Below are 17,812 nucleotides of genomic sequence, written 5' to 3'. Positions count from 1 at the left end.
GTATGGTGTGGCGCGAAAGATTCGTGCCATCACGGTAAATTTTAAGTCACTGGTAGTTAACACATTCCTGGGGGATAAATGAGCGCGGGAAGCCCTAAATTCACCATCAGCCGTGTTGCGGCATTATCACTGGTTTCGCTCTGGCTGGCAGGCTGTACAAGTTCTAACAACGCGCCTGCGCCCGTCAGTTCCGTCGGTGGAAACAGCGGCTCCGGTAACACGTCCAGCGGAATGTTAATCACGCCGCCGCCTAAAATGGGCACTGCTGCGCCGCAGCAAACACCACAAATTCAGCCTGTGCAACATCCTGTTACACAGCCAATGCAGGTTCAGCCAGTTGAACAACCTGTTCAGACCCAAAATGGCCGCATAGTCTATAACCGGCAGTATGGGAACATTCCGAAAGGCAGCTACACCGGCGGCAGCACTTATACCGTCAAGCGTGGCGATACGCTGTTCTACATTGCCTGGATCACCGGGAACGATTTCCGCGACCTCGCGCAGCGCAATAACGTCCAGGCCCCGTATGGTCTGGAGGTCGGGCAAACGCTTCAGGTAGGCAACGCGACGGGCACGCCGCTGACGCCTGGCAACACCGTTTCAGCGGCCGACGTAACGGCTCAAAATAACAGCGTTAAGCCTGCACAAAAATCCACCACGGTGGTTGCTTCACAACCTGTAATTACGTATTCTGAGGACTCAGGTGATCAGACTGCTAACAAAATGTTGCCGAATAATAAAGGGACTGCGACTACTGTCACAGCACCGGTTACGGCACCTGTGGTTAGCTCTACTGAACCGACTGCCAGCAGTATGACCTCCAGTTCGCCAATCTCTGCATGGCGATGGCCAACTGACGGCAAGGTTATCGAGAACTTCTCTTCCTCCGAAGGGGGAAATAAAGGGATCGATATCGCAGGGAGTAAAGGACAGGCTATCATCGCGACCGCAGACGGGCGCGTTGTGTATGCCGGTAACGCTCTGCGCGGTTACGGTAATCTTATTATCATCAAACATAACGATGATTACCTGAGTGCCTACGCCCATAACGACACAATGCTGGTCCGGGAACAACAAGAAGTTAAGGCGGGGCAAAAAATCGCTACCATGGGTAGCACCGGAACCAGTTCTACACGCTTGCATTTTGAAATTCGTTACAAGGGGAAATCCGTAAACCCGCTGCAGTATTTGCCGCAGCGATAATTTGACGGGGCATGCCAGCCAGGGTGTCTCGTTCAGGGATCACGGGTAGGAGCCACCTTATGAGTCAGAATACGCTGAAAGTTCATGATTTAAATGAAGACGCGGAATTTGATGAGAACGGAGTAGAGGCTTTTGACGAAAAAGCCTTAGTAGAAGAGGAACCCAGTGATAACGATTTGGCTGAAGAAGAGCTGTTATCGCAGGGCGCCACACAGCGTGTACTGGACGCGACTCAGCTTTACCTTGGGGAGATTGGTTACTCCCCACTGCTAACGGCCGAAGAAGAAGTCTATTTCGCACGTCGTGCTTTGCGTGGTGATGTGGCCTCGCGCCGTCGCATGATTGAAAGTAACCTGCGACTGGTCGTGAAAATTGCCCGCCGTTACGGCAATCGTGGTCTGGCTCTGCTGGATCTGATTGAAGAGGGCAACTTAGGTCTCATCCGCGCAGTTGAGAAGTTTGACCCGGAACGCGGGTTCCGTTTCTCAACCTACGCGACCTGGTGGATTCGTCAGACCATCGAACGGGCTATTATGAACCAGACCCGTACGATCCGCCTGCCGATCCACATCGTCAAAGAGTTGAACGTGTATCTGCGTACCGCGCGCGAGTTGTCCCATAAGCTGGACCACGAGCCAAGCGCAGAAGAAATTGCCGAACAACTCGATAAACCGGTTGATGACGTGAGCCGTATGCTGCGTCTCAACGAGCGCATTACCTCGGTTGACACCCCGCTGGGTGGCGACTCCGAAAAAGCGCTGCTGGACATCCTGGCCGATGAAAAAGACAACGGCCCGGAAGACACCACGCAGGACGATGACATGAAGCAGAGCATCGTCAAATGGCTGTTCGAACTGAACGCCAAACAGCGTGAAGTGCTGGCACGTCGTTTCGGTTTACTGGGGTATGAAGCTGCGACACTGGAAGACGTCGGCCGTGAAATTGGCCTGACCCGTGAACGTGTTCGTCAGATTCAGGTTGAAGGTCTGCGCCGCCTGCGTGAAATCCTGCAGGGGCAAGGTCTGAATATCGAAGCGCTGTTCCGCGAATAAGCAACCCTTCGTCAAAAAAGGCCCGTCGTGAGACGGGCCTTTTTCTTTTGCGCTACGGCTGCGCCGTTTCGTGCAGCAAACGCCAAACTATCCGATCGCCTTCCTGATTGAGCACCGCGGTTGACCAGCGCACGTTGACGGGCAGCTCTGGCCGGGTTTGCGTCTCCCGGTAGTGAAGCACCGCGCCCCCCTCCCAGTGCTGGATCGTGGAGAGTTCATCAATGACGATCTTCAGTCCGGGACGGCTTCCGCGCTGGTTTTTCAGAAAGCTGGCCAGGCCGCTATAGTCGATATGAGCACCGCCCGGCGGGAGCATCAGAAAATCTGGACTGAAGCGGGCGAGCAGGGCGTCGGAATTGCCTTCACCCTTGCCTAACCACTCTTCAAGCGCAATGTGGAGGTCGATAATGTCGTGTTCGAAAGGCGTCATGAATTCTCCTGTCGCAGCTGGCTCAGCACCTGCGTATTGTTAAGACGAAAAGCATACAGTACAGGCAGCAAGGTCATGCCTGCGGCAAAAATAAACATCTCGTGCCAGGCGGCGAGCGGCGTTAGCCAGGCCTGCGCCAGGTTCAGCGCCTGCGCCAGCAGCAGGGCTCCGGCAAAAAAGCTCAGTTGACGATTCAGATTCCACAGCGCGCTGGCATCCGGCATCTCATCCCGGCGCGTTGTCAGAAACGCGCTGCTCTGTGCCGTACTGCTGCACAGGCTTCCCCCCGCGCCCATCAGGGTAAACGCAACGGCAGGGAGCAGCGCTGACGAGCTGACGTCAATCAAAAGCAGAATACCCGCCGCCTGCAGCAGGCAGCCGATGACGATCAGCGGGCCGGGGCCGATACGGTTAAAATAGCGTCCCGTTGCCGTGATGGCGATAAACGAAGCTATGGACCACGGCAGCATCAGCATCCCCGTTGCGGCCGGGCTCATGTGCGCCACCTGCTGAAGATAAAACATTCCCGTGACGTTCACCCCAATAAACATGCCGGGTACGCATAAATAGACAAGCATGGAAAAACGCAAAAGCGGGTTCGCGAGTAACGGCAGGTTTAGCAGTCTGGCCGTTTTCATCGCGGGCATTTCGTGTTTCAGCCACAGGCAGGCCAGCGCAAAGGTCACAACCGCGACCGGCAGCGTGGCGAAAAATATCCACCGCCAGCTTAGCGCCTGCACCAGCAGGCCCCCGATAGCAGGGGAGCAGGCGGGAGCAAGCAACGCGACCAGCATCACCGCCGAGGAGAGTTTGGCGCGCTCGTGAGGCTTAAACTGTTGCCAGGTCAGCGCCTGTCCGACGGGGATCAATAACCCCCCTCCCACGCCCTGCAGCACTCGCCAGGCGATAAGACCTTCAAGCGTAGCAGACAGGCCCGCCGCCGCAGAGGCTGCGCTGAACAGAAAGAGCGAAAGCAGGATGACGCGCTTTGGTCCGATGCGGCGCGTGAGGATGCTGCTGAACGGGATCACCAGCGTCAGGCCGGCAATGTACCCGTTACTGACCCAGGCAAGGGCTGAAGGCGTGGTGTTAAAGGCGTGGGCCATTGCCGGGAAGGCGACGCTGGCAATAAACATGTTGATCAAATCAAGAAAAAAGCCCAGCAGATAAACAGCGGCGACTTTGCTGCGATACGTCATGGTGGATCCTCCGGTGAGGTGGGGTATCGTATCGATCCGGGAAGCACGGATAAACGCGACAAAGCGCGATATACTGTCAAAAATATTTTGACGGTTTAGGACGTGAAGATGATTAACCTCCAGCGGACGCAGATGTTTGTCGCGGTGGCCGATACCGGCAGTTTTACGGCGGCCGCCGAGGCTATGGGACTGACAAAAGCCGTGGTCAGCTTCAATATTCGCCAGCTTGAAGATGAGCTGGGCGTTACGCTGCTGCTGCGCTCCACCCGTCGCCTGACGTTAACCGAGGCGGGCGCGCTTTTTCATCAGCGCAGCGTGGCGCTTCTGAAGGATGCAGAGCGGCTGCAGGATGATGTCCGCGCCAACCATGCGGGGCTCACCGGTGAACTGCGGATCACGACCACGCCCGAATATGGCGCAAAGGTGGTGGTGCCGCTACTGGCCGAGTTCAGCCAGCAGCATCCGGATCTTCGCGTGCGGCATGTTTCGTCGTCCCTGCACGCCGACCTTATCTCGGAGCGCTTTGACGTGGCGATCCGGCTAGGGACGCTTGCCGATTCGCGCAACCACGCCGCGCTGATTTCGCACTTCTCGATTCTCCCCGTCGCGATGCCCGAGTGGCTTGTGAGAAATCCGATCGCATCGCTTTCGCAGCTGGCCCACGCGGACTGGATTATCCACGAGCGCCTGGCCTCGCCGCTGCGCTGGCAGGTGAAAGATGCCGGCGGTGCGACTGAAACGCTGGAGATAAAAAAAGCGCCGCGCCTGTTTGCCGACAGCGCTCAGGCCCTGATGGCCTTTGCGCTCGCTGGCGGTGGCGTGGCGTTGCTGCCGGAATGGCTGGCGCGCGATGCGCTTGATGCGGGGAAACTGGTCCCGGTTTTACCGGAATATACTTTTGCGCGGCAGGGCATCTATGCGGTTTATCCCGATGCCCGGCATGTGTCAGCGAAAGTGCGCACCTTTATCGATTTTATGCGCACCCGCGTGAATTAATCGTGCATCATCTTTTTGATGAGCGCAGAGAACTGCTCCCGCTCGGCCTTGCTAAGACGGCCTAAAAACGCCTCATCCACCTCGTTGCCAACCGGTTGACAGCCTGCAAGCAGGGCTTCTCCTTCCGGCGTCAGGAAGACAAACCGGCGGCGCTTGTCGGCGGGATCGTGCTCGCGTTTGACCAGCCCGCGCGCCTCCATCCGGCTGAGCATCTCCGCCAGGGTCGCTTTGGTGCTGACCGCCACTTCGGTCAATGCCACCTGTTCAATGCCCGGATGCTCGGCAATGGAGCGCATAACCGCATACTGTGGCTTGGTCAGTTCAGGTAAGGCATGTTGCCACTGCGCGGTATGCTGTTGAAAAAGCTGACGTAACAGGTGGAACGCCTCTTGTCTTAGTTTCATGAACACTCCGACAGAAAAAATCTCCCCCTATGATAGCCGCTAACGCACAGGATGATAACGCGGCAATTTTTAGCTATTTGTGTGATCGTGTACGAACGATCTTGTCAGGAAAGTAATCCGGGAGTAGTTTATCTACAATGTTCGTACACGAACAAATTGATTGAGGTGATAAATGAGATTGATAGTCGGAATGACGGGGGCAACGGGTGCTCCGCTGGGCGTGGCGCTGCTGCAGGCGCTGCGGGAAATGCCGGAGGTGGAGACGCATCTGGTCATGTCGAAGTGGGCAAAAACCACCATTGAGCTGGAAACGCCCTACAGCGCGCAGGACGTTGCCGCGCTGGCTGACGTTGTCCACAGCCCGGCCGATCAGGCCGCCACCATCTCCTCCGGCTCGTTTCGTACCGACGGCATGATCGTCATTCCCTGCAGCATGAAAACGCTGGCGGGGATCCGCGCGGGCTACGCCGAAGGGCTGGTGGGCCGTGCGGCGGATGTGGTGCTGAAAGAGGGGCGCAAGCTGGTGTTGGTTCCCCGTGAAACGCCGCTCAGCACCATTCATCTGGAGAACATGCTGGCGCTTTCCCGCATGGGCGTGGCGATGGTGCCGCCCATGCCTGCCTATTACAACCATCCGCAAACCGCCGATGACATTACCCAGCATATCGTGACCCGCGTGCTCGACCAGTTCGGTCTGGAGCACAAAAAGGCGCGCCGCTGGAACGGATTGCGCGAGGCGAAACATTTTTCACAGGAGAATAAAGATGGCATTTGATGATTTGAGAAGCTTCCTGCAGGCGCTCGATGAGCAAGGGCAACTGCTGAAAATTGAGGAAGAGGTCAACGCCGAGCCGGATCTGGCGGCGGCAGCCAACGCGACCGGCCGCATCGGCGACGGCGCGCCCGCGCTGTGGTTCGACAACATTCGCGGGTTTACCGATGCCCGCGTGGTGATGAACACCATCGGCTCCTGGCAGAATCACGCCATTTCGATGGGGCTGCCGGCGAACACGCCGGTGAAAAAGCAGATCGACGAGTATATCCGCCGCTGGGATAAATTCCCGATTGCGCCAGAACGCCGCGCCAACCCGGCCTGGGCGGAGAATACGGTCGACGGTGACGACATTAACCTGTTCGACATTCTTCCGCTGTTTCGCCTGAACGATGGGGACGGTGGTTTCTATCTTGATAAAGCCTGCGTCGTTTCACGCGATCCGCTTGACCCGGATAACTTCGGCAAGCAGAACGTCGGCATCTACCGCATGGAAGTGAAGGGCAAGCGCAAGCTCGGCCTGCAGCCGGTGCCGATGCACGATATCGCCCTGCACCTGCACAAAGCGGAAGAGCGCGGCGAAGACCTGCCGATTGCGATTACGCTCGGCAACGACCCGATTATCACCCTGATGGGCGCCACGCCGCTGAAATACGATCAGTCCGAGTATGAAATGGCTGGCGCGCTGCGTGAAAGTCCGTACCCGATTGCCACCGCGCCGCTGACCGGTTTCGACGTGCCGTGGGGTTCTGAAGTGATCCTGGAAGGGGTGATTGAGGGCCGCAAGCGCGAAATTGAGGGGCCGTTCGGCGAGTTTACCGGACACTATTCCGGTGGCCGTAACATGACGGTTGTCCGCATCGACAAGGTTTCTTATCGCACCAAACCGATTTTCGAATCCCTTTATCTCGGCATGCCGTGGACCGAGATTGACTATCTGATGGGGCCAGCCACCTGCGTGCCGCTCTACCAGCAGCTGAAAGCGGAATTCCCGGAAGTGCAGGCGGTAAACGCGATGTACACCCACGGTCTGCTGGCGATTATCTCCACCAAAAAACGCTACGGCGGTTTTGCCCGCGCGGTCGGCCTGCGCGCCATGACCACGCCGCACGGCCTGGGCTACGTGAAGATGGTGATCATGGTGGATGAGGATGTGGATCCGTTCAACCTTCCGCAGGTGATGTGGGCGTTGTCATCGAAAGTGAACCCGGCAGGGGATCTGGTGCAGCTGCCGAACATGTCGGTGCTTGAACTTGACCCAGGCTCCAGCCCGGCGGGCATTACCGACAAGCTGATTATCGATGCCACCACGCCCGTCGCGCCGGACACCCGGGGCCACTACAGCCAGCCGGTACAGGATCTGCCTGAAACCAAAGCCTGGGCTGAAAAACTGACCGCGATGCTGGCAGCACGTCAATAAGGAGGAAAAGATGATTTGTCCACGTTGTGCCGATGAGCATATTGAAGTAATGGCGACATCGCCGGTGAAAGGCGTCTGGACGGTTTACCAGTGCCAGCATTGTTTGTATACCTGGCGCGATACCGAACCGCTGCGCCGAACCAGCCGCGAGCATTACCCGGAAGCGTTCCGCATGACGCAGAAGGATATTGACGAGGCGCCGCAGGTGCCGACGATCCCGCCGCTGCTGTAGAAAAGCCCGGTAGATAATATCGTGCGCTTTGTTTTGCCGGGTGGCGGCTACGCCTTACCCGGCCTACAAAACCCGTAGGCCCGGTGGCGCAGCGCTTGCCGGGTGGCGGCTACGCCTTACCCGGCCTACAAAACTCGTAGGCCCGGTAAGCGCAGCGCTTGCCGGGTGGCGGCTTCGCCTTATCCGGCCTACAAAACTTGTAGGCCCGGTAAGCGCAGCGCCACCGGGCAAAAGACCGCAGAGAACTAAACCAGACTCTTCAACCGATAAATCCACTCCAGCGCCTGACGCGGCGTCAGGGAGTCCGGGTCGAGGTTTTCCAGCGCTTCCACTGCTGGCGACGTCTCCTCTGCAGGCGCCAGCAGCGACATCTGCGTACCATCAATCTGCGTCGCCGCCGCATTCGGTGACAGGCTTTCCAGCTCACGCAGTTTCTGACGCGCGCGCTTGATCACCTCTTTCGGTACGCCTGCCAGCGCCGCTACGGCCAGACCATAGCTCTTGCTCGCCGCGCCATCCTGCACCGTGTGCATGAAGGCGATGGTATCGCCGTGCTCCAGCGCATCAAGGTGGACGTTTGCTACCCCCTCCATTTTCTCCGGCAGTTGCGTCAGCTCGAAGTAGTGGGTAGCGAACAGCGTCATGGCCTTGATTTTATTCGCGAGGCTTTCCGCACACGCCCACGCCAGCGACAGGCCATCGTAGGTTGACGTGCCGCGCCCGACTTCGTCCATCAGCACCAGGCTGTGCTCCGTCGCGTTATGCAGAATGTTTGCCGTTTCGGTCATTTCGACCATGAAGGTTGAGCGACCGCTCGCCAGATCGTCCGCCGCCCCGACGCGGGTAAAGATGCGGTCGATAGGGCCAATCTCCACATTCTGCGCCGGAACGTAGCTGCCGATATAGGCGAGCAGCGCAATCAGCGCCGTCTGTCGCATATAGGTACTCTTACCGCCCATGTTCGGGCCGGTAATGATCAACATTCTTCTCTGCGGCGACAGGCTCAGCGGGTTGGCGATGAACGGCTCGTTCAGCACCTGCTCGACCACCGGGTGACGACCTTCAGTGATGCGAATGCCAGGCTTGTCGGTAAAGGTCGGGCAGGTGTAGTTCAGCGTTTCCGCGCGTTCTGCCAGATTCACCAGCACGTCCAGCTCCGCCAGCGCGCTGGCGCTCAGCTGCAGATCGGCCAGGTGCGGCATCAGCATGTCGAACAGCTCGTCATAAAGCTGTTTTTCCAGCGCCAGCGCTTTGCCTTTCGAGGTGAGGACTTTGTCCTCGTACTCTTTCAGCTCGGGAATAATATAGCGTTCGGCATTTTTCAACGTCTGGCGACGCACGTAGTGAATCGGCGCCAGATGGCTCTGCCCGCGGCTGATCTGAATGTAGTAGCCGTGAACCGCGTTATACCCCACTTTCAGGGTGTCGAGCCCCAGACGCTCGCGCTCGCGGATCTCCAGCTTATCGAGATAGTCCGTCGCACCGTCGGCCAGCGCGCGCCATTCGTCCAGCTCTTCATTGTAGCCGGGGGCAATCACGCCGCCGTCACGTACCAGAACCGGAGGCGCATCGATAATGGCGCGCTCCAGCAGTTCGCAAAGTTCGGTAAACTCGCCCATAGTTTCACGGAGTTTCTGTACCGGCGCGCTGTCAACTCCGCTCAGCTGCGCACGCAGTTCCGGCAACTGCTGGAAAGCATGGCGCATCCGCGCGAGATCGCGTGGGCGCGCGGTGCGCAAGGCCAGACGAGCAAGGATACGCTCCAGATCGCCCACCTGGCGCAGAACCGGCTGCAGTTCGGTATAGCGATCCTGCAATGCAGCTATCGTCTGCTGACGGCAAACCAGCGTATTGGTATCGCGGATCGGCATATGCAGCCAGCGTTTCAGCATGCGGCTGCCCATTGGCGTGACCGTACTGTCGAGGACCGACGCGAGCGTATTTTCTACGCCGCCCGCCAGGTTCTGCGTGATCTCCAGGTTACGGCGCGTGGCGGCATCCATGATGATGCTGTCCTGCTGGCGCTCCATGGTAATCGAGCGGATATGCGGCAGGGCCGTGCGCTGGGTGTCTTTCACGTACTGCAGGAGACAGCCTGCCGCACACAGCCCGCGCGGCGCATTTTCAACGCCAAAGCCAATCAGATCGCGGGTGCCAAACTGCAGATTCAGCTGCTGGCGCGCGGTATCAATTTCGAATTCCCACAGCGGGCGACGGCGTAAGCCACGACGACCTTCAATCAGCGCCATTTCGGCGAAATCTTCGGCATAGAGCAGTTCGGCCGGGTTGGTGCGCTGCAGTTCGGCCGCCATGGTTTCCCGGTCAGCCGGTTCACTCAGACGAAAACGTCCGGAGCTGATGTCCAGCGTGGCATAACCAAACCCTTTGCCGTCCTGCCACAGCGCCGCCAGCAGGTTATCCTGACGCTCCTGAAGCAGGGCTTCATCACTGATGGTGCCCGGCGTGACGATGCGCACCACTTTGCGCTCCACCGGGCCTTTTGAGGTTGCCGGATCGCCGATCTGCTCGCAAATGGCGACAGATTCACCCTGATTCACCAGTTTCGCCAGGTAGTTCTCTACCGCATGGTGCGGAATACCTGCCATAGGAATAGGTTCACCTGCCGATGCGCCACGTTTGGTCAGCGAAATGTCGAGCAACTGCGATGCACGCTTAGCATCGTCGTAAAACAGCTCGTAAAAATCGCCCATACGGTAAAACAGCAGGATTTCCGGATGCTGTGCCTTCAGCTTCAGATACTGCTGCATCATTGGCGTATGCGCGTCGAAATTGTCGATTGTGCTCATGGAGTTATGATGTCCATTTCTTTGAAAATAAAACGTTTTGATCGGCTCGGTGGCCGCTTGTTCCTTCTATTGTCGCATGAAAAAAAGGTACGGCGCAGAAAAATGTCGTGGCTTTACGAGGTACCTTCCGGCATTAATTCGATGACGATTTTTCCATGCTCTACGCCCACCCGAACCCTGGAATGGGTCGTAAACCCAGCCTTTTCAAGCCAGTCGCCTTTTAAGCTCAGCGCAGCATGCACGCTGTAGCGCTTAGGTATCTTGGTATTACGGTCTTCATGGCGTTTTCTGAAATATCCCACGGTTAAATGGCGATAGGGTTTGTTGATAGCGAGTTCTTGCATGGCGTCTCCTGGCAACACGGATAAAAGTCATTACTGATGCCTGTATAAAATACCAGTAATTATGGGGCGATGCCGGGCTAAAACTGGAATCAGGCTTCAGAAAACGACATGCAATCGCTGAAATTCCATGCTGAAAGGTGTATTGTTAATACACTTTATTATTCGGTAAGCCGATATGTCCGGTAAACGCATCTCACGAGAAAAAGAGACCATCGCGAAGATGATCGCGTTGTATGAAAAGCAGTGCCCGCAGGCGTCTCAGGAGGAAGGGCACTATCAGGCGCTCAACGCCTATGCCGATAAGCGCCTGGATAAGTGTGTTTTTGGTGAGGAAAAGCCTGCCTGTAAACAGTGTCCGGTGCACTGCTACCAGCCCGCAAAGCGGGAGGAGATGAGGCAGATTATGCGCTGGGCGGGGCCGCGCATGCTATGGCGTCACCCCATACTGACCGTTCGCCATCTGATTGATGACCGCCGCCCGGTGCCTGAATTACCGGAAAAATACCGTCCCAAAAAATAGCGGCAGCTATGCGTCCAGGCTCTCTTTATCAATGCCCAGCCGCTTCATGCGCGACAGCAGCGTGGTGCGTTTTAGCCCCAGGCGCTGCGCGGCACCTTTCGGCCCGGCGACCACGCCGTTAGTCTCTTTTAGCACGCGCACGATCAGCTGATACTCATCTTCTCCCTCTTTCGCCATCTCGGCCTGCGGTGCCGGGGTATCTGACGCGATCGTTTCCGGTAAAGAAAGCTGCAGCACATTCCCGCGCGTCAGCAGCACCGCGCGTTCGATGACGTTTTCCAGCTCGCGCACGTTGCCGGGCCACTCCATTGATGAGAGAACACGCAGCGTCTCGGCAGGAATACTGTCGATATTTCGCCCCATCCGGCGGGCAATCTTCGCGGTAAACGCTTTGACCAGCAGAGGGATATCTTCCGGACGTTCGCGCAGCGGCGGCAGGAAGATCGGGAAGACGTTCAGGCGATAGTAGAGATCGCTGCGAAACTCGCGGTCGGCGACCATTTTTTTCAGGTCGCGGTTGGTGGCGGCAATCAGCCGCACGTCGGTCTGGATAAGCTTGTTGCTGCCAAGGCGCTCAAACTCCTGCTCCTGCAGGACGCGCAGCAGCTTCGGCTGCAGCTCCAGCGGCATATCGCCCACTTCGTCGAGGAACAGCGAACTTTTGTCCGCCAGCTCAAAACGCCCCAGCCGCTGGCTGCTGGCGCCGGTGAATGCGCCACGCTCGTGGCCGAAGAGATCGCTTTCCAGCAGCCCCGCGGGCATTGCGGCGCAGTTCATCTTCACCATCCGTCGGCTGTTGCGGTTGCTCAGGTTGTGGATAGCGCGGGCAATCAGCTCTTTCCCCGTACCGGTTTCGCCCAGAATCAGCACCGTGCTGTCGCTTTGTGCCACCATCTCAACCTGCTTGAGGACGCTGTACATGGCGTCGCTGCGGCCGATGATTTCACCAAACTCGCTGTCCACGTTGTTGAGCTGTTCGGTCAGGGCCAGGTTTTCATCCACCAGCCGCTCTTTCAGGCGGTGGATCTCCTGATAGGCGAGGGCGTTATCCAGGGCAATGGAGATACGCTCGGCGATCTGGCGCAGCAGCTTCAGGTTGGCGGTGGTAAATACCCCTTCCTCGCACTGCGCCAGCTTGAGCACGCCCAGCATGGTGTTGCCGGACATCAGCGGCAGCAGGCACAGGGTCTGGATCTTATTGCCCCAGGTGTTGAACAGCATCCGCTCGTAAGGCGCAACCGGGTCCTGCTCGCTCAGGTTGAGCAGGAGGATCTCTTTGCTTTTGAAGACCCGCTCCGAAAGGGTGCCCGCTTCGTCCACTTCGCTCTGCTCGTGTGCCGGGTTGGCTTCATCGAGGTAGTGGGTGGAGTAGATGTTCAGCTTGCCCTTGCGGTGGCCGCGCAGCGCGATGCTGATGGCGTCGATTTTGAAATAGTGGTGGATCTCTTTCGAGACTTCGCTGACCAGCTCATCCATGTCGAGCCGTGACAGCACGGCGTTGGTGATGGCGACCAGAATGCGGAAGTTATCGCGCTCGCGGCTCAGCAGGTCGTAATCGACATTATTGGTGACGCGGCTTTGGATCTGCTCCGCCACCACGGCCACAATCTGAGTAAAGGTGTGCAGGCGCTCGTATTCCGCCTCGCTCCACGGCTGGTCGGTGGTGCGGATAAACTCGCATCCGCCAAAAATCTGCCCCTCTGCCGCCAGCGGCAGCATGCAGTAGTGCCCGAAAGGCTGATAGAGGTTGCTCTGTGCCAGCCTCGGCCACGCCTGGCGGAATTGCGCAAAGTTGCAGTGCAGCACTTCTGGCCGGGAGAGAATGCGGCGCACCGGGCCGTGTGCCAGATAGGTTTCGTCTTCGTATTCAAACGGCTTGCCATCATCCCGCGCGGAGTAGTAGCTCGCGCGCTGCGTTCCGCTATGCCACAGTACAATCGCGGCGCTGTCCGCCAGCGCCGATTGCCTGACCAGCCGCGTCAGGGCATCGCTCAGCGCACCGAGGTCGGGCTGCTGTAAAAGTGTGCGCGTAATGTCAAACAGGCCCTGCTGTCCAAGATCGCTCATCGGTGTATACGGCATAGTGCTTTCCAGTAGAAACGAGCAAAAAAATTCTATGCTGGCCGCTTGTGGCGCGGCCTAGCAAATACGGGGTAAAGGTTCAGCGTGCGGCAGATCCAGCGTGCGCTGCACGCCGTAAAGCCCGGTCAGGCGCACCCCTTTGCGCTCAACCACTTCACCAATCATCGCCGCCTCTTTTCCTGACGGATGTGCCCGCAGCTGCTCCAGAACGGCTTCGGCTGCGGCACGTTCGACGCCAATGACCAGCTTGCCTTCGTTGGCGAAGTTAAGCGGGTCAAGCCCCAGCAGTTCGCAAAGCCCGCGCACGGCAGGCTTAACGGGCAGGCTGCGCTCGGTGAGTTCAATCCCGTAACCGCAGCTTGCCGCAAACTCATGAACCACGGCATTCACGCCGCCTCGGGTGGCGTCCCGCAGGGCCTTCACGCCGGGTATAGCGCGCAGCGTTTGGATCAGCGGGGTGAGCACCGCGCAGTCGCTGCGCAGTTCCCCGTCCAGCCCCAGACCTTCACGCAGGTTCAGGATGGTGGCACCGTGGCAGCCCAGCGTGCCGGTCACGATCAGCACGTCGCCCACGCTGAGGCGCTGCGCCCCCCAGTGAATATCGGCAGGGATCGCCCCCATGCCCGCGGTGTTGATGAACAGCTTGTCGGCCGCGCCGCGCTGCACCACTTTGGTATCGCCGGTGACGATGGCGATCCCCGCCTCGCGCGCGGTCTGCGCCATGCTGTTGACCACCGCCGTGAGCGTCGCCATCGGCAGCCCCTCTTCGAGGATAAACCCGCAGGAGAGGTAGCGCGGAACGGCACCGCTGACGGCAACGTCGTTGGCCGTGCCGCAGACGGCGAGCTTGCCGATATCGCCGCCCGGGAAAAACAGCGGATCAATCACGTAGCTGTCGGTGGAGAAGGCCAGCCTGTCGCCCTGCGCGGTCAAGGTGGCGAGGTCAATGCGCGCCTGGTCTTCCTGTTCGGCGAGCCAGGGGTTGTTGAAGGCTTCCATAAACAGCCGGTTAATCAGCTGCTGCATCGCCTGTCCGCCGCTGCCGTGCGCCATTTCAACCGTATTCATGCTTCACTCTCCTGGTTGCGATACTGATACCACGCGGCACACGCCCCTTCGGAGGAGACCATCAGCGCGCCAAACGCCGTCTGCGGGTTACAGGTGTTGCCAAATAACGGGCACTGATGCGGTTTGCATTTGCCGGTGAGCACCTCGCCGCAGCGGGCCCGCGGATCGTCGCAAACCTCTTGCGGCTGCGGGCGGAAATGCGCTTCGGCGTCGAACGCGCGATAGGCTGGCGTCAGGCGCACGCCGGATTCGGCAATCAGCCCCAGGCCGCGCCACTCGCTGTCGCCCTCAACGCTAAACACGTCGGCTATCGCCCGCTGTGCCCGTTCATTTCCCGCATCCGGCACCACGCGGCGGTACTGGTTTTCCACGCTGCTCAGGGCCGCTATTTTCTGCTCAACCAGCATGGTCACACCTTGTAGTAGATCAAGTGGTTCGAAACCAGCCACCACTAACGGACGATTGTACTGTTCAGCGATAAAACCGTAGGCATCTGTGCCAATCACCATGCTGACGTGACCCGGCGCCAGAAAGGCGTCAATGCCGTTTCCCGGCTCTTCCAGCAGGCTGCGCAGAGTGGGGATGAGCGTAATGTGCTGACAGAAGAAGAAAAAGTTACCGACGCCGCGCGCTTTCGCCTGCTGCAGCGTGATGGCGGTGGCGGGCATGGTGGTTTCAAATCCCAGGCCAAAAAACACCACCTTGCGCGCGGGGTGGTTCTCTGCCAGCGTCAGGGCATCCATCGGCGAATAGACGATCCGCACGTCCGCGCCGCGCGCTTTCGCCTGCAGCAACGAGCCGTTTTTACCCGGCACGCGCATCGCGTCGCCAAAGGTGCAGAAAATGACGTCGGGCCGGCTGGCAATTTCAATACAGCTGTCGATGCGCCCCATCGGCAAAACGCACACCGGGCAGCCGGGGCCGTGGATAAACTCGATGTTCTCCGGCAGCAGCTGGTCGAGGCCAAATTTGAAGATGGCGTGCGTATGACCGCCGCACACCTCCATGATCCGCAGCGGTCTCTCTTTGGTGTAGTCCAGCAGCGCCGCGCGCGTTTTCAGGTGGCTGATTAGCTTTAGCACCTGCTCCGTGGCGCGGTATTCATCAACGTAACGCATGTGCTACCGCTCCTCGCCAAATAGCAGCGCGCCCACGTCAGGCTCCACGTCGAACATGTTTTGCAGGGCGTCGAGCGTGTCGCGGGCTTCCGCTTCGTTAATCACGCTCATGGCAAACCCCACGTGGACCAGCACCCACTGGCCGAGACGCGATGCGCCCGCCTCATCGGTGCTGCCTACCAGCGTCAGGTCTACGTCGCGCAGAATGCCGCAGACCTCGACTTTGGCCTGATTACCGTCGATAGAGTGAATTTGTCCCGGCACGCCTATGCACATCGTTCGTTCTCCAGCCACTGTAGCCAGCCGTCCATGCCGTCGCCGCGCGTGGCGGAGACCAGCAGGATCTCAATCTCCGGGTTCACCTCGCGGGCGTACGCCAGGCACTTGTCCACGTCAAAATTAAGGTACGGCAGCAGGTCGACTTTGTTCAGCAGCATGATCGACGCGGCGGCAAACATGTGCGGGTACTTCAGCGGTTTGTCCTCGCCTTCGGTTACCGACAGCACCGCCACCTTGTGTCGTTCGCCAAGATCGAAGCTCGCCGGGCAGACCAGGTTGCCGACGTTTTCAATAAACAGGATGCCGCTATCTTCAAGCGGCAGGCGCGGGGCCGCATCGGCAATCATCTGCGCATCCAGGTGACAGCCTTTACCGGTGTTGACCTGAATCGCCGGGGTGCCGGTTTCACGAATGCGCGCGGCGTCGTTTACCGTCTGCTGATCGCCCTCGACTACCGCGCAGGAGACGCGCCCGTTCAGGCGTTTGAGCGTTTCCGTTAACAGCGTCGTTTTGCCGGAGCCGGGGCTGGACACCAGGTTCAGCACCAGCTGTTTGCGGGCTGCAAAGCGCGCGCGGTTGCGGGCGGCGATCTGGTTATTTTTGTCCAGCACGTTAATTTCGACGTCCAGCATCTGCCGCTGGCTCATGCCCGGCGCATGAGTGCCCGCTTCGCCGTGGCCGTAATGCAGATCGCCCGCATCGGAGCGTTGCTGCGCAAAGGTGATGCCGGTCAGGGCAGCCGCAGGGCGCGGGGCGGGGGAAAAGGGCGCCGAGCGAAACGCGGAGTGAGGGCGATGTTCATCCCCTTCTATATACAGGTTGCCTTCGGCGCAACCGCAGGTGCTACACATACTTTACTCCTTCTCGATTTCGAGGCGTTGGATCTGCATGCCGTCATCCGCCACGATGCGAAGACCCGTGCACTGACACTGCGGACAGCGCTGAACCTTTGATGACAGCAGGGTGACGTACTGTTGGCACTGCCCGCACCAGCACTCCGCCTGCTGTTCTTCAATATGGAGCTCGCAGCCTTCCGCCAGCGTGCCGCGGCATACCAGCTCAAAGCAGAAGGTCAGGGCGCTGGTCTCAACGCAGGAAAATGCCCCAACCTTCAGCCAGACGCCGGTGACGCGCTTCGCGTTGTTTTGCACTGCCTGCTGTTCGATAAGTTCCAGAGCCCGCTGGCAGAGGGTGATTTCGTGCATGACGCCTCCTCAATGAATTGCGCCATTGGAATGCAATAACGGTGCCAGCTTGATTTCTGTTAAGGCGTGACGATGTCAACGCTGTCGAAATGACACGTCGACACCGCGCCGGTGACAGCGTTTATGTGATTAAATGTATTTAAAATCAATGTGATAAAAACTGGCATGGAATCTGCTTAACAGCCGCTATCTCCATTAACCGGATACCTTCTATGACTATTTGGGAAATCAGCGAAAAAGCGGATTACATCGCGCAACGTCATCAGCAGCTGCAGGACCAGTGGCACCTCTACTGCAACTCTCTGGTTCAGGGCATTACCCTCTCGAAAGCGCGTCTTCATCACGCGATGAGCTGCGCGGCGCAGGGCGACATGCGCTTTGTTCTGTTCGGCCATTTCACCATCAACGTGACCCTGGCGGATAACTTCAACAGCCACACCATTGAGTATCACCTCGAGACAAAAGACGGCGAAAAACAGTGTATTGCGAAGGCGCAGCTGATGGCCGACGGCATGGTCGACGGCCACGTCAGCAACCGCGATCGCCAGCAGGTGCTGGAGCACTATCTGGAAAAAATCGCGCCGGTCTATAACGGCCTGTACGCCGCCGTTGAACACGATCTCCCGGTCAACCTGACGCAGCTGATGGGTGGCAACGCCTCAGCGAACGTGGCCTGACCCC

The 17,812-nt window shown here is 58.6% G+C and carries 20 protein-coding genes; 8 read left to right on the top strand and 12 right to left on the bottom strand.

Translation table 11 applies throughout. The features are described 5' to 3' along the window. Window positions 1-56: 56 nt before the first annotated feature. Window positions 57-188, bottom strand: a complete 132-nt coding sequence (locus tag ACMWKK_RS07170) for a peptidase (RefSeq protein ID WP_369751013.1) — start codon at window positions 186-188, stop codon at window positions 57-59. On the opposite strand from ACMWKK_RS07170, the gene nlpD reads away from it, so the two are divergent. Both nlpD and rpoS read left to right on the top strand, forming a co-directional pair. Further along, window positions 130-1,203, top strand: a complete 1,074-nt coding sequence (gene nlpD, locus ACMWKK_RS07165) for a murein hydrolase activator NlpD (protein WP_404851921.1) — start codon at window positions 130-132, stop codon at window positions 1,201-1,203. The two genes, ACMWKK_RS07170 and nlpD, sit on opposite strands and share 59 nt — an antisense overlap. A 59-nt stretch (window positions 1,204-1,262) precedes the next feature. Beyond that, window positions 1,263-2,255: an RNA polymerase sigma factor RpoS gene (rpoS, locus tag ACMWKK_RS07160; RefSeq protein ID WP_008499600.1), complete on the top strand. Its 993-nt coding sequence runs from the start codon at window positions 1,263-1,265 to the stop codon at window positions 2,253-2,255. Window positions 2,256-2,307: 52 nt separating this feature from the next. On the opposite strand, the gene ACMWKK_RS07155 is transcribed toward rpoS, so the two are convergent. Next, complete coding sequence (locus tag ACMWKK_RS07155; protein ID WP_112780958.1) at window positions 2,308-2,685, bottom strand: DUF4440 domain-containing protein; 378 nt, start codon at window positions 2,683-2,685, stop codon at window positions 2,308-2,310. After that, the gene (locus ACMWKK_RS07150) at window positions 2,682-3,884 is read right to left on the bottom strand and encodes an MFS transporter (RefSeq protein WP_112780957.1); all 1,203 of its coding nucleotides are present in this window, start codon (window positions 3,882-3,884) and stop codon (window positions 2,682-2,684) included. The genes ACMWKK_RS07155 and ACMWKK_RS07150 overlap by 4 nt, the downstream gene beginning before the upstream one ends. 108 nt (window positions 3,885-3,992) lie before the next feature. Here ACMWKK_RS07150 and ACMWKK_RS07145 point away from each other — a divergent pair, with 108 nt between their 5' ends. After that, entirely contained in the window at window positions 3,993-4,880 is an 888-nt protein-coding gene (locus ACMWKK_RS07145) for a LysR family transcriptional regulator (RefSeq protein WP_112780956.1), read from the top strand. Here ACMWKK_RS07145 and ACMWKK_RS07140 read toward each other — a convergent pair. Beyond that, window positions 4,877-5,284 carry a MarR family winged helix-turn-helix transcriptional regulator gene (locus tag ACMWKK_RS07140; protein ID WP_045330623.1) on the bottom strand — a complete coding sequence of 136 codons (408 nt, stop codon included), beginning with the start codon at window positions 5,282-5,284 and terminating at the stop codon, window positions 4,877-4,879. The genes ACMWKK_RS07145 and ACMWKK_RS07140 overlap by 4 nt on opposite strands. 172 nt (window positions 5,285-5,456) lie before the next feature. Between ACMWKK_RS07140 and ACMWKK_RS07135 the strand changes: the two genes are divergently transcribed. The 3 genes from ACMWKK_RS07135 to ACMWKK_RS07125 are packed head-to-tail and all read left to right on the top strand — an operon-like array spanning window position 5,457 to window position 7,708. After that, on the top strand, window positions 5,457-6,059 hold the full coding sequence (locus ACMWKK_RS07135) for a non-oxidative hydroxyarylic acid decarboxylases subunit B (protein WP_112780955.1): 603 nt from the start codon (window positions 5,457-5,459) through the stop codon (window positions 6,057-6,059). Beyond that, window positions 6,049-7,476: a non-oxidative hydroxyarylic acid decarboxylases subunit C gene (locus ACMWKK_RS07130; protein ID WP_112780954.1), complete on the top strand. Its 1,428-nt coding sequence runs from the start codon at window positions 6,049-6,051 to the stop codon at window positions 7,474-7,476. Before ACMWKK_RS07135 ends, ACMWKK_RS07130 begins: the two co-directional genes overlap by 11 nt. Before the next feature lie 10 nt (window positions 7,477-7,486). Then, window positions 7,487-7,708, top strand: a complete 222-nt coding sequence (locus tag ACMWKK_RS07125; protein WP_003862116.1) for a non-oxidative hydroxyarylic acid decarboxylases subunit D — start codon at window positions 7,487-7,489, stop codon at window positions 7,706-7,708. Window positions 7,709-7,953: 245 nt separating this feature from the next. On the opposite strand, the gene mutS is transcribed toward ACMWKK_RS07125, so the two are convergent. Both mutS and ACMWKK_RS07115 read right to left on the bottom strand, forming a co-directional pair. After that, window positions 7,954-10,515 carry a DNA mismatch repair protein MutS gene (gene mutS / locus ACMWKK_RS07120; protein WP_112780953.1) on the bottom strand — a complete coding sequence of 854 codons (2,562 nt, stop codon included), beginning with the start codon at window positions 10,513-10,515 and terminating at the stop codon, window positions 7,954-7,956. A 113-nt stretch (window positions 10,516-10,628) separates the two neighbouring features. After that, window positions 10,629-10,859: a SymE family type I addiction module toxin gene (locus tag ACMWKK_RS07115; protein ID WP_112780952.1), complete on the bottom strand. Its 231-nt coding sequence runs from the start codon at window positions 10,857-10,859 to the stop codon at window positions 10,629-10,631. A 175-nt stretch (window positions 10,860-11,034) separates the two neighbouring features. On the opposite strand from ACMWKK_RS07115, the gene ACMWKK_RS07110 reads away from it, so the two are divergent. Then, window positions 11,035-11,379: a nitrous oxide-stimulated promoter family protein gene (locus ACMWKK_RS07110; RefSeq protein WP_112780951.1), complete on the top strand. Its 345-nt coding sequence runs from the start codon at window positions 11,035-11,037 to the stop codon at window positions 11,377-11,379. A 6-nt stretch (window positions 11,380-11,385) separates the two neighbouring features. Here the strand turns inward: ACMWKK_RS07110 and flhA are convergent, their stop codons facing one another. The 6 genes from flhA to hypA are packed head-to-tail and all read right to left on the bottom strand — an operon-like array spanning window position 11,386 to window position 17,131. Next, complete coding sequence (gene flhA, locus ACMWKK_RS07105; RefSeq protein ID WP_112780950.1) at window positions 11,386-13,461, bottom strand: formate hydrogenlyase transcriptional activator FlhA; 2,076 nt, start codon at window positions 13,459-13,461, stop codon at window positions 11,386-11,388. A gap of 57 nt (window positions 13,462-13,518) precedes the next feature. After that, window positions 13,519-14,529, bottom strand: coding sequence for a hydrogenase expression/formation protein HypE (gene hypE, locus ACMWKK_RS07100; protein WP_112780949.1), 1,011 nt, complete (start codon window positions 14,527-14,529; stop codon window positions 13,519-13,521). Beyond that, window positions 14,526-15,647: a hydrogenase formation protein HypD gene (hypD, locus tag ACMWKK_RS07095; protein ID WP_112780948.1), complete on the bottom strand. Its 1,122-nt coding sequence runs from the start codon at window positions 15,645-15,647 to the stop codon at window positions 14,526-14,528. The genes hypE and hypD overlap by 4 nt, the downstream gene beginning before the upstream one ends. 3 nt (window positions 15,648-15,650) lie before the next feature. Beyond that, window positions 15,651-15,923 (bottom strand): HypC/HybG/HupF family hydrogenase formation chaperone, encoded by a 273-nt coding sequence (locus tag ACMWKK_RS07090; RefSeq protein WP_045330640.1) that lies wholly within the window; start codon window positions 15,921-15,923, stop codon window positions 15,651-15,653. Then, window positions 15,914-16,777: a hydrogenase nickel incorporation protein HypB gene (gene hypB / locus ACMWKK_RS07085; RefSeq protein ID WP_112780947.1), complete on the bottom strand. Its 864-nt coding sequence runs from the start codon at window positions 16,775-16,777 to the stop codon at window positions 15,914-15,916. Before hypB ends, ACMWKK_RS07090 begins: the two co-directional genes overlap by 10 nt. Window positions 16,778-16,780: 3 nt before the next feature. Beyond that, entirely contained in the window at window positions 16,781-17,131 is a 351-nt protein-coding gene (gene hypA, locus ACMWKK_RS07080) for a hydrogenase maturation nickel metallochaperone HypA (RefSeq protein ID WP_112780946.1), read from the bottom strand. A gap of 212 nt (window positions 17,132-17,343) precedes the next feature. On the opposite strand from hypA, the gene hycA reads away from it, so the two are divergent. Continuing rightward, window positions 17,344-17,808 carry a formate hydrogenlyase regulator HycA gene (gene hycA / locus ACMWKK_RS07075; RefSeq protein ID WP_112780945.1) on the top strand — a complete coding sequence of 155 codons (465 nt, stop codon included), beginning with the start codon at window positions 17,344-17,346 and terminating at the stop codon, window positions 17,806-17,808. The last annotated feature ends 4 nt before the right edge of the window (window positions 17,809-17,812 follow it).

Origin of the sequence: Enterobacter sp. 01-M-03-SI-ECC, assembly GCF_047530215.1 — a bacterium.
GTDB classification, from domain to species: domain Bacteria; phylum Pseudomonadota; class Gammaproteobacteria; order Enterobacterales; family Enterobacteriaceae; genus Enterobacter; species Enterobacter chengduensis.
Note: the sequence above shows the minus strand (reverse complement) of the source record. Positions and strands in the feature narration are given on the sequence as shown.

Bases quoted from the DNA above. Each gene is read 5' to 3' on its own strand.
- hypB (WP_112780947.1), bottom strand. From the start codon at position 16,777: ATGTGTAGCACCTGCGGTTGCGCCGAAGGCAACCTGTATATAGAAGGG.
- flhA (WP_112780950.1), bottom strand. From the start codon at position 13,461: ATGCCGTATACACCGATGAGCGATCTTGGACAGCAGGGCCTGTTTGAC.
- ACMWKK_RS07130 (WP_112780954.1), top strand. From the start codon at position 6,049: ATGGCATTTGATGATTTGAGAAGCTTCCTGCAGGCGCTCGATGAGCAA.
- hycA (WP_112780945.1), top strand. From the start codon at position 17,344: ATGACTATTTGGGAAATCAGCGAAAAAGCGGATTACATCGCGCAACGT.
- ACMWKK_RS07090 (WP_045330640.1), bottom strand. From the start codon at position 15,923: ATGTGCATAGGCGTGCCGGGACAAATTCACTCTATCGACGGTAATCAG.
- hypD (WP_112780948.1), bottom strand. From the start codon at position 15,647: ATGCGTTACGTTGATGAATACCGCGCCACGGAGCAGGTGCTAAAGCTA.
- ACMWKK_RS07125 (WP_003862116.1), top strand. From the start codon at position 7,487: ATGATTTGTCCACGTTGTGCCGATGAGCATATTGAAGTAATGGCGACA.
- ACMWKK_RS07115 (WP_112780952.1), bottom strand. From the start codon at position 10,859: ATGCAAGAACTCGCTATCAACAAACCCTATCGCCATTTAACCGTGGGA.
- ACMWKK_RS07150 (WP_112780957.1), bottom strand. From the start codon at position 3,884: ATGACGTATCGCAGCAAAGTCGCCGCTGTTTATCTGCTGGGCTTTTTT.
- hypE (WP_112780949.1), bottom strand. From the start codon at position 14,529: ATGAATACGGTTGAAATGGCGCACGGCAGCGGCGGACAGGCGATGCAG.
- ACMWKK_RS07155 (WP_112780958.1), bottom strand. From the start codon at position 2,685: ATGACGCCTTTCGAACACGACATTATCGACCTCCACATTGCGCTTGAA.
- ACMWKK_RS07110 (WP_112780951.1), top strand. From the start codon at position 11,035: ATGTCCGGTAAACGCATCTCACGAGAAAAAGAGACCATCGCGAAGATG.
- mutS (WP_112780953.1), bottom strand. From the start codon at position 10,515: ATGAGCACAATCGACAATTTCGACGCGCATACGCCAATGATGCAGCAG.
- ACMWKK_RS07140 (WP_045330623.1), bottom strand. From the start codon at position 5,284: ATGAAACTAAGACAAGAGGCGTTCCACCTGTTACGTCAGCTTTTTCAA.
- rpoS (WP_008499600.1), top strand. From the start codon at position 1,263: ATGAGTCAGAATACGCTGAAAGTTCATGATTTAAATGAAGACGCGGAA.
- ACMWKK_RS07145 (WP_112780956.1), top strand. From the start codon at position 3,993: ATGATTAACCTCCAGCGGACGCAGATGTTTGTCGCGGTGGCCGATACC.
- hypA (WP_112780946.1), bottom strand. From the start codon at position 17,131: ATGCACGAAATCACCCTCTGCCAGCGGGCTCTGGAACTTATCGAACAG.
- ACMWKK_RS07135 (WP_112780955.1), top strand. From the start codon at position 5,457: ATGAGATTGATAGTCGGAATGACGGGGGCAACGGGTGCTCCGCTGGGC.